Annotated in this window: 13 protein-coding genes; 3 read left to right on the plus strand and 10 right to left on the minus strand. The window is 66.2% G+C overall.

Going from position 1 to position 8,324, the window contains the following annotated elements; all coding sequences use genetic code 11:
• Positions 1 to 689, plus strand: a 689-nt coding sequence (locus BGO20_RS06655) for a substrate-binding domain-containing protein (RefSeq protein ID WP_299857135.1), incomplete at its 5' end; no start/stop codon positions are given.
• A gap of 9 nt (positions 690 to 698) precedes the next feature.
• Here BGO20_RS06655 and BGO20_RS06660 read toward each other — a convergent pair.
• The gene (locus BGO20_RS06660; RefSeq protein WP_291660902.1) at positions 699 to 1,205 is read right to left on the minus strand and encodes a YciE/YciF ferroxidase family protein; all 507 of its coding nucleotides are present in this window, start codon (positions 1,203 to 1,205) and stop codon (positions 699 to 701) included.
• A 177-nt stretch (positions 1,206 to 1,382) separates the two neighbouring features.
• Between BGO20_RS06660 and BGO20_RS06665 the strand changes: the two genes are divergently transcribed.
• On the plus strand, positions 1,383 to 1,553 hold the full coding sequence (locus tag BGO20_RS06665; RefSeq protein ID WP_291660904.1) for a hypothetical protein: 171 nt from the start codon (positions 1,383 to 1,385) through the stop codon (positions 1,551 to 1,553).
• Between the two features lie 9 nt (positions 1,554 to 1,562).
• Here the strand turns inward: BGO20_RS06665 and sugE are convergent, their stop codons facing one another.
• The 7 genes from sugE to BGO20_RS06700 form a co-directional block, all read right to left on the minus strand.
• Entirely contained in the window at positions 1,563 to 1,880 is a 318-nt protein-coding gene (gene sugE / locus BGO20_RS06670; protein WP_291660906.1) for a quaternary ammonium compound efflux SMR transporter SugE, read from the minus strand.
• Between the two features lie 180 nt (positions 1,881 to 2,060).
• On the minus strand, positions 2,061 to 2,543 hold the full coding sequence (locus tag BGO20_RS06675) for a MerR family transcriptional regulator (RefSeq protein WP_291660908.1): 483 nt from the start codon (positions 2,541 to 2,543) through the stop codon (positions 2,061 to 2,063).
• Between the two features lie 41 nt (positions 2,544 to 2,584).
• Positions 2,585 to 2,899 carry an integration host factor subunit alpha gene (locus BGO20_RS06680; protein ID WP_291660910.1) on the minus strand — a complete coding sequence of 105 codons (315 nt, stop codon included), beginning with the start codon at positions 2,897 to 2,899 and terminating at the stop codon, positions 2,585 to 2,587.
• 193 nt (positions 2,900 to 3,092) lie between these two features.
• Positions 3,093 to 4,070, minus strand: a complete 978-nt coding sequence (locus tag BGO20_RS06685) for a beta-ketoacyl-ACP synthase III (RefSeq protein ID WP_291660912.1) — start codon at positions 4,068 to 4,070, stop codon at positions 3,093 to 3,095.
• 12 nt (positions 4,071 to 4,082) lie between these two features.
• Positions 4,083 to 5,141, minus strand: a complete 1,059-nt coding sequence (plsX, locus tag BGO20_RS06690) for a phosphate acyltransferase PlsX (RefSeq protein WP_291660914.1) — start codon at positions 5,139 to 5,141, stop codon at positions 4,083 to 4,085.
• 172 nt (positions 5,142 to 5,313) lie between these two features.
• Positions 5,314 to 5,874, minus strand: coding sequence for a YceD family protein (locus tag BGO20_RS06695; protein WP_291660916.1), 561 nt, complete (start codon positions 5,872 to 5,874; stop codon positions 5,314 to 5,316).
• Positions 5,864 to 6,361: a ubiquinol-cytochrome C chaperone family protein gene (locus tag BGO20_RS06700; protein WP_291660918.1), complete on the minus strand. Its 498-nt coding sequence runs from the start codon at positions 6,359 to 6,361 to the stop codon at positions 5,864 to 5,866. Before BGO20_RS06700 ends, BGO20_RS06695 begins: the two co-directional genes overlap by 11 nt.
• Before the next feature lie 192 nt (positions 6,362 to 6,553).
• On the opposite strand from BGO20_RS06700, the gene BGO20_RS06705 reads away from it, so the two are divergent.
• On the plus strand, positions 6,554 to 7,048 hold the full coding sequence (locus BGO20_RS06705; protein ID WP_291660919.1) for an outer membrane protein assembly factor BamE: 495 nt from the start codon (positions 6,554 to 6,556) through the stop codon (positions 7,046 to 7,048).
• A gap of 76 nt (positions 7,049 to 7,124) precedes the next feature.
• Here the strand turns inward: BGO20_RS06705 and BGO20_RS06710 are convergent, their stop codons facing one another.
• Together BGO20_RS06710 and BGO20_RS23660 are read right to left on the minus strand one after the other, a co-directional pair.
• Positions 7,125 to 8,051, minus strand: coding sequence for a DMT family transporter (locus BGO20_RS06710; RefSeq protein WP_291660921.1), 927 nt, complete (start codon positions 8,049 to 8,051; stop codon positions 7,125 to 7,127).
• Between the two features lie 197 nt (positions 8,052 to 8,248).
• Positions 8,249 to 8,324: hypothetical protein (locus BGO20_RS23660; protein WP_465246016.1), on the minus strand; the 76-nt coding region annotated here is incomplete at its 5' end.

An 8,324-nucleotide genomic window follows, 5' to 3' on the forward strand; every position in this document is an offset into this window, starting at 1 on the left:
TCAAACCCGCCGGCGAGCTGCGCATCGCGACCAACGACACGCTCCTGGTCGACCTGCTGACGCCGATTTTCGCGAAGTTCCTGGCGCAATGCCCGGATATCCGGCTCGATGTCCTGATCGGCAACCAGGCCGCGAATCTGTCCAAGCGCGACGCCGACATCGCCATCCGCGCCACAGACAATCCGCCGGAGACGTTGATCGGGCGCAAGCCGGCCCGCATCGCCTGGGCGCTCTACGGCCGCGCCACCGATTTTCCCGGGCCGAACCCGCCTCTCGCCGAAGCCTTATGGGATCGCAGCTGGGTGTCGCTGGGCGAACAATTCACGATGATGAGCGCGGTCCGCTACCTCGCGCGTCATGTCTCCCCCGAACGGATCGTCTACAAGCTCAACACGGTGCTGGGCCTCGCCGAAGCCGTGGAGGCGGGCGTCGGCATTGGATTCCTGCCCTGCTTCATCGGCGACACCCGACCGGGACTGACTCGCCTCGACCAGCCGGATCCCGACCTCTCCGCCGATCTGTGGCTGCTGACCCATCCGGATCTCAGGCACACGCCACGCGTGAGGCTGTTCCTCGACTTCGCCGGGGCCGAACTCGCGCGCCTGAAGCCGCTCGTCGAGGGCGACAGACTGCCCGGAAAGGGAGCGGCGCCGGCGGCAGGAACCACCGACGCCGCGTCATCCGCCTGAGGCTGGCTGTCAGGCGGCGGCCCGGCTGTTGATGCCGGACTTGGCGAGAAGCGAAAGCTTGTCGTCGGCGGCATATTCCTCATCGAGATTCTGCTTCAGCAAGGCCGCGCAATCCTCCCGGCCCAGTTGCTTCGCCCAGGCGACCAGCGTGCCGTAGCGGGTGATCTCGTAATGCTCGACCGCCTGGGCCGCAGCGATGATCGCCGCGTCCATGACCGGCTTGTCGGCGACTTCGCCGGCGACCTCGTCGGCCTCCTCGAGGATCCCGTCGATCGCCGGGCAGTCGACCGCCTTCGCCTCCGCCCCATGCTGCTTGAAGACCTGCTCAAGCCGCTTGATGTGGTTCGCGGTCTGGGCCCGGTGCTGCTCCAGCCCTTGGCGAAGCTCGGGTTCGCTGGCCTGGTCGATCATTTTCGGCAGTGACTTGTAGATCTGGTTCTCCGCGTAATAGATGTCCTGGAGCCGATGCACGAAGAGATCGTCCATCGTCTTGATATCCTTCGAGAAAAGTCCCATTCCGTCCTCCTGTCGCTGATGGGTTCGAGAGACAGGCCGGCATGCCGCGCGGGCATGCGCTTCCCCACGCGGAGAACGCCAGCCGGGAGGGACTGTTCCGAGAGCTGCGGAGATCGCACCGGCCGGTGTCGCGGAGGGGCGGTTTTCGCGCGGCGCCGGCGCCGCTACAGTGACGCCATGGAGATCCTGATCCCCCTCATCGCCGGCCTCGCGCTGATCTGGCTGATCGGGCGCGGCGCGCCCTGGAACGCCAAGCTGATGACCCTCGTGGTCACGCTCGCGATCATTGTCCTGATCGTTGCCCTCGAACGCGGTGGCTACTGGCCCGAGGCCTTTCACCGCCGCTAGCCGGCCTCGTCAGGGCGAGACCAGCTTGAGCCCGACGATGCCGGCCACGATGAGGCCGATGCAGGCCAGCCTGAGCGCGCCCGCGGGCTCGCCGAGCAGGGCTATGCCGAGGATCGCGGTGCCGATCGTGCCGATGCCCGTCCAGACCGCATAGGCGGTGCCGACCGGCAGGCTCTTGAGGGCGAGCCCGAGCAGGCCGAGGCTGATCGCCATGCTGGCGAGCGTGAAGACGGTCGGCAAAAGGCGCGAGAAGCCGTGCGTGTATTTAAGGCCGATCGCCCAACCGACCTCGAACAGTCCCGCAACGAAAAGATAGAGCCAGGCCATGACGAGCCTCCTCGGAAATCCGGCGAGGTCGTCCACGCCTGTGGGAAAAGAGGTGCCGCCCGCCCGGGGGCGTCCTCGGGCACCAAGTTAATGCGCGGGCTGCGCCGATCAAGCGCCGGATCGCGCTTGCGGATCAGACGATATGTCAATCCGGGAGCGACGACCAGCCACCGCCGCCGCTCAAGCCGGCTCCTCCGCCGGTTTCAGCGCATTCTCGAGAATGCGGCGGCACTCGCCGAGCTCGGCCATCACCGCGGTCAGGACCGTGATGTCGTCGAGACCTTCCGGAACCGCCGGCCTGGTCGATGGCCTGTCATGTGCGGACTGTGCCGAGCCGGCGAGCCCCTCCGAGTCAGGTCGGCTGGCATCCTGAGCCGGGCCGACCGGCGCGCCGCGTCCGATCGCCTGGACATGGCGTGGCCCCTGCTCCTTGAGGATGCGCTGCAGCCCCTTGATCGTATAGCCCTCGCCATACAGCAGGCGACGGATGCCCTTGAGCAGGGCGACATCGTCGGGACGATAGTAGCGGCGGCCGCCGCCGCGCTTCAGCGGCTTGATCTGCGAGAAGCGGGTTTCCCAGAAACGCAGCACATGCTGCGGAACATCGAGGTCTTCCGCGACCTCGCTGATGGTTCGGAAAGCATCCGGGCTCTTGGTGTCCATCTCGGCCTCCGCGTCCGCTTCGGCGGCGTGGAACTCCAGATTCACTCAGCCTCACCCTCACCCAACTGCCCGTTGATGCGGGCCTTCATCACGTTCGAGGGCTTGAACACCATCACACGCCGCGGCTCGATGGGGACCTCGACACCCGTCTTGGGATTACGCCCGATTCGCTCGCCCTTGTCTCGCACGACGAACGAACCGAAGGAGGACAACTTGACGTTTTCCCCACGGGCGACCGCATCGCAGATCTCGTCGAGCACGGTCTCGACCAGTTTCGACGCCTCAGTCCGCGACAGCCCGATCTTCTGGTAGACAGCCTCGCACAAATCCGCGCGAGTCACCGTTTGCCCCGACATTCATATCCTCCAAAGGCGGATTGTCGGCAGCGGCCTTTTCGGGCCACCACCTTTCGCCAAATACGGACGGCGGACGCTAGGCGCCCGTGCAGCCCCGGTCAATCCTCGAACACTGGATTTACCAGATTTGCGCCCGAAACGAGCCCGTATCGGCTTCAAAACATCATAAATTGTGCAGTTTTCGGAAGTCGGCTCACCACCGGATCAAGGCCGATCCCCAGGTGAACCCGCCGCCCATGGCCTCGATCAGCACGAGCTGGCCCGGCTTGATGCGCCCATCCTTATACGCCTCGGCCAAGGCCAGCGGAATCGAGGCAGCGGAGGTGTTGCCGTGCCGGTCGACGGTCAGCACCACACGATCATGGCTGATGCCGAGCTTGTCGGCCGTCGCATCGATGATGCGGCGGTTGGCCTGGTGCGGCACGAACCAGTCGATGTCGGCACCCGACAACCCGGTCTGCTCGAAGGTATGGCGCACCGTCTCGGCGAGATTGTTGACGGCATGGCGGAAGACCTCCTTGCCTTCCATCCGCAGGAAGCCGACGGTCTTCGTCGAGCCGGCACCGCCGTCGACATAGAGCTTGTCCTTGTAGCGCCCGTCCGAGCGGATATGGGTCGTCAGCACGCCGCGATCGGCCAGCGTCCCCTCCCCGGCAACCGCCCGCAGCACCAGCGCGCCGGCGCCGTCGCCGAACAGCACGCAGGTGGCCCGGTCCTCCCAATCGAGGATGCGCGAGAAGGTCTCCGCGCCGATCACGAGCGCCGTGTTGGCGCCGCCGGTGGTGAGGAACTTGTCGGCCGTCGCCAGCGCGAAGACGAAGCCCGAGCAGACGGCCTGGACGTCGAAGGCGGCGCCGCCGGTGATGCCGAGCGCCGCCTGGATCTGCGTCGCGGTCGCGGGAAAGGTGTGGTCGGGCGTCGCGGTCGCAACGATGATCAGATCGATCTCGGAGGGGTCGATGCCGGCATCTGCGATCGCATCCTGCGCTGCCCTGAGCCCGACGACGGAGGTCGGCTCGTCATCGGCGGCGATATGGCGCTGACGGATGCCGGTGCGCTGGACGATCCACTCGTCGCTTGTGTCGACACGGGTGGCGAGCTCGGCATTGGTGAGGATGCGGGCGGGGAGATAGGAGCCGCAACCGATGACCTGGGAACGCAAGGTGGACAAGAAAGGATTTCCCTATTCGGCCTCGACCGGCTGCGCGGTCGACGGGGCCGGTTCCGTGCTCGCTGCGACCATCTCGCGCAGCTTCGCCATCAGGTCCTCGCGCGCCATCTCATAGCCGAGTTCGACGGCGCTGGCGAAACCGACGGCGTCCGTGCCGCCATGGCTCTTAATGACGATGCCCTCAAGCCCCAGGAAGACGCCGCCGTTCGATTTGCGAGGGTCCAGCTTTTCGCGCAGGGCAGCAAAGGCGCCGCGAGCGAAGAGATAGCCGATCCGCGCCATGAGGGAACGCGCCATCGCCGCACGCAGATAGGAGGTGACCTGACGCGCGGTCCCCTCGGCCGTCTTCAGCGCGATGTTGCCGGTGAAGCCCTCCGTCACGACCACATCGACCGTGCCCTTGCCGAGATCGTCGCCCTCGACGAAGCCGTGATAGGCGAGATGCGGCAGGTTGCCTTCGCGCAGGATGCGGCCCGCCTCCTTCACCGCCTCGACACCCTTGATCTCCTCGACACCGACATTGAGCAGGCCAACCGTCGGCCGGTCGAGATCGAAGACCACCCGCGCCATCGCCGCGCCCATCACCGCCAGATCGACGAGATGGCGGGCATCGGCACCGATCGTGGCGCCGACATCGAGCACGATGCTCTCCCCGCGCGCCGTCGGCCACAGGCAGGCGATCGCCGGCCGGTCGACCTGCGCCATCGACTTCAGACAGAATTTCGACATCGCCATCAGCGCGCCGGTATTGCCGGCGGAAACGGTGACGTCCGCCTCGCCGGTCTTGGTCGCGTCGATGGCGCGCCACATCGACGACTTGTAGCGGCCATAGCGCAGGGCCTGGCTCGGCTTGTCGTCCATCTTCACCGAGATCTCGGTGTGATGGAACGTCGTCACTGCCTTGAGCTTCGGATGCTCGTCGAGCAGCGGCAGCACCTGCTTATCGTCACCGAAGATGACGAAGCGCGCATCCGGGCGCCGTTCCAGCATCAGGGCGGCGCCGGGAACGACGACGGAAGGGCCGTGATCTCCGCCCATCGCATCGAGCGCGATTGTAACCGGTCTTGTCATGGATTTCTGGTTTGTCCCGGGAGCGGCCGACCTTCGATCCGGGGCGGCTCATTGCCGGCCGGACAATAGCGGTTTGCGTTCAAGTCGCAAGCCGCCAGGGCGGCCCGCCCCGTCTCGGCCGTGGCAGCTCCTGGCCCTTGCGCGACAGGGCGCGACATCGAACTCGGTTGCATCACGTGGCGTCCCGCTTCAGCTTCGCAAGCGCCGCGAAGGGCGAGGGCTCCTCATCCTGCGCCGCCGGCGCCTCGAAGCTGACACCGGGCTTGCGCGGATAGGAATCGAGCGAGAGGGCCAGGAACTCGACCGTGACCGCCCCGAGATCGATGACCCCGTTATCGATCGGTTCGGGAGGGTCCTGCTCGTTGAGCATGACCTCGATGTCGATGTCGCCATCATCCGATTCGCCGCCGCGTACCGCGAGAAGCGGGTCGTCCGGTGGCACGAAATCGAGCTTCACCGGCACGTCGAGCACGACCGGAAACGCATCGAGCGTAACGACGCAGGTCTGCTGAAGCCGCGCTTCGATACGGCCTTCGAGCTTGACCCGCTCGCCGTTGCGCATCAGCAGATAGCGTGCGCCGAGGTTCTCCACGGAGGGCAATTCGAGTGCGGCGGCAATGGCGACACACTGCGCCGCATCGGCCTCCAGCACGATCTCCGTGCCGCGCGGGCGGATCGTCTCGACGCGAACGGGGTGGCGGAAAGGCCCGGCGTGCCCATGATCAGGCGTCATGCACGGCCTCCTGAGTTTCGAAGACGGGAAACAGCGCCTCTTTGCGCAGGAGCGCCTCGACATCGAGGCCGCCCAACTCGATCTGGGCTCCGCGAAGGTAGGCCGCAAGGACCACGGCGCCTTCGTGAGAGGCGTTTCGGCGCAAGCTCTCGACCAGCATTTCGGCTTCGGGCGCGGCGAAGGCCGCCTCGTAGGCCTGAACGCGGCCATAGAACATCTGGCCGATCTTCTTCATCCGTTTCGGTACGGCGATGTCGCTGACGCCGCCGTTGCGGAAGCCCAGCTCCAGATAGGCGAAGCAGGCATCGATCAGTTCCTGCGACAGATCGCCGGCAGGCGGCGGCAGCTCGCGCAGCCGCCTCAGCACCAGGAACATGTGCAAGGCCAGCGATTCGAAACGCCCCTCGAAGGTGTCGGGAATGCCACCCGCCGTGTAGAGCGCGGGCCGTCGCGAGGCTTCCGCGACGCGCCCGAACAATGCGTCCACCGGTGCGCGCCGCTGCGCACGCTTGCCGAACCAGCCGAAAATCACACCTTCGCCTTCGCCCGGCTGCGTTGCGGGCGTCCTTGCCTTGCCAAAGCCATCCTCGGGCGTTACGCCAACCGTGACCCTTTTGACAAGCGGCTTGGACCGGTCATCCGACCGTCGCCGGCCGCCCCGCCTTTGGATCGTGCCCGCATGACCCGTATTACCCGCCGCGCTGCCCTGCTCGGAGCCATCGCGACCTCGTCTCTGGCGCTGGCCGGCTGCGGCCCCGACGCCAGCGGGTTCGTGCTGCCGACTTCGACCGGGATGAACGAGGAGTTCACCCGGGGCTTCGTGATGGACGACGCGCTGATCGCCCAGGTCAAGCCGGGCATGGACGTGCAGTCCGTCCTGCAGATCCTCGGCACGCCGTCGACGACCTCGACCGTGGGCAACAGGACCTTCTACTACATCAGCCAGAAGGTGCACCGGCTTTTCCAGTTCCAGAACCCGCAGGTCGTCGATCAGCAGGTGCTGGTGATCTACTTCAACAAGGGCTTCAAGGTCGAACGCATCGCCAATTACGGCCTGCAGGACGGCGTGATCTTCGATTTCATCAGCCGCACCACGCCGGCCGGAGGCGAGGAGCAGAGCTTCCTGCGCAACCTGTTCCGCGGCGTCACCAAGTTCAACCCGCTCGGCGGCTGAACGCAGCCCATTCGAGCGATCGCAAAAGCCCGCGGTGCGAGCCGCGGGCTTTTTCTTTTCCGATCGTGCCTCGCCCTCAGGCCGCCGCCGGTCGGCCGCGCGACGGCAGCGTCATCGCGATGACGCCGACGATCACAAGGCCGAGCCCGATCCAGGCGGTCGGCTGCAGGCGCTCGCCCAGGAAGACCAGGCCGATGACTACACCGATTGGCACGCGCAGATAAGACACCGCCGTCGTGCCGACCGAGCCCAGGGAGCGGATCAGCCGGAAATAGATGGCGAAGGCGAGCGCCGTCGAGAACGCCGAGAGAGCCAGCAGAGCCATCAGCGATTCCCGCGAGGGCGCCAGCGTCCAGGGCCTGTCGACGAGGAGCGCCGCCGGAATCAGCAGCGCCGTGCCGGCCAGCATCGAGCCGGCCGCCGGTAGCAGCGGGTCCATGCCGTTGAAATGCCGGCCGAACAGCGCCGCACAGGCATAGGCAATGGTGGCCGCAACGATGGCGAGCTGCGGGATCGCCTGCGAGCCCAGGCCCGAGAAGGCATCGAATCCGACGATCAGGCTGATGCCGGCGACGCCGGCTGCAACACCGAGCCCCTTGCGCCAGTCGGGAGACCGCCCCGGCGACAACACAAGCGAGATCAGGAAGACGAAGACCGGCGTCGTGCCGTTCAGAATCGAGGCGAGGCCGGCATCGACGCTGCGCTCGGCCCAGGCGATCAACGTGAAGGGCACGACGCTGTTGAGCAGGGCCTGAGCAAGGAAGCGTCGCCAGGCAGTCAGGTCGCGCGGCATCCGCAGGCCGCGCCAGTGGATCACCGCGAGCAGGATCAGCCCTGCGACCAGGGTGCGGGCGGCGATCAGGGTCAGCGGCGGGATCGTCTCCACGCCGATTTTGATGAAGGTGTAGGAGCCGCCCCAAAGCGTCGCCAGCAGCAGCAGGAGCGCGAATTCGGCGGTGCGCCTGGGAGCAGCGGCGGGTGTTTCGAACGCTTGCGTCGACATGGTTCCTCCTGGGTCGGCCGAACCATGCCATCACCGCCGTCTGACGACATGCGGCAACACTACGCTCCCCGCCGTAGCTTGCGCGCTTGATTCAAGCGCTTGCCGGCTCGATTCAATCTGATGACGCAAGTTTTTGTCAGCAAAAGAAAAACCCGCGGCTTGCGCCGCGGGTCGAACAACTTCGGCGTGGCCTGCGATCAGGAATGCGCCAGGATCGCCAGCAGCAGCAGGGCGATGATGTTGGTGATCTTGATCGCAGGGTTCACGGCGGGG

It is taken from the genome of Allobosea sp. 67-29 (assembly GCF_001898115.1).
GTDB lineage: Bacteria > Pseudomonadota > Alphaproteobacteria > Rhizobiales > Beijerinckiaceae > Allobosea.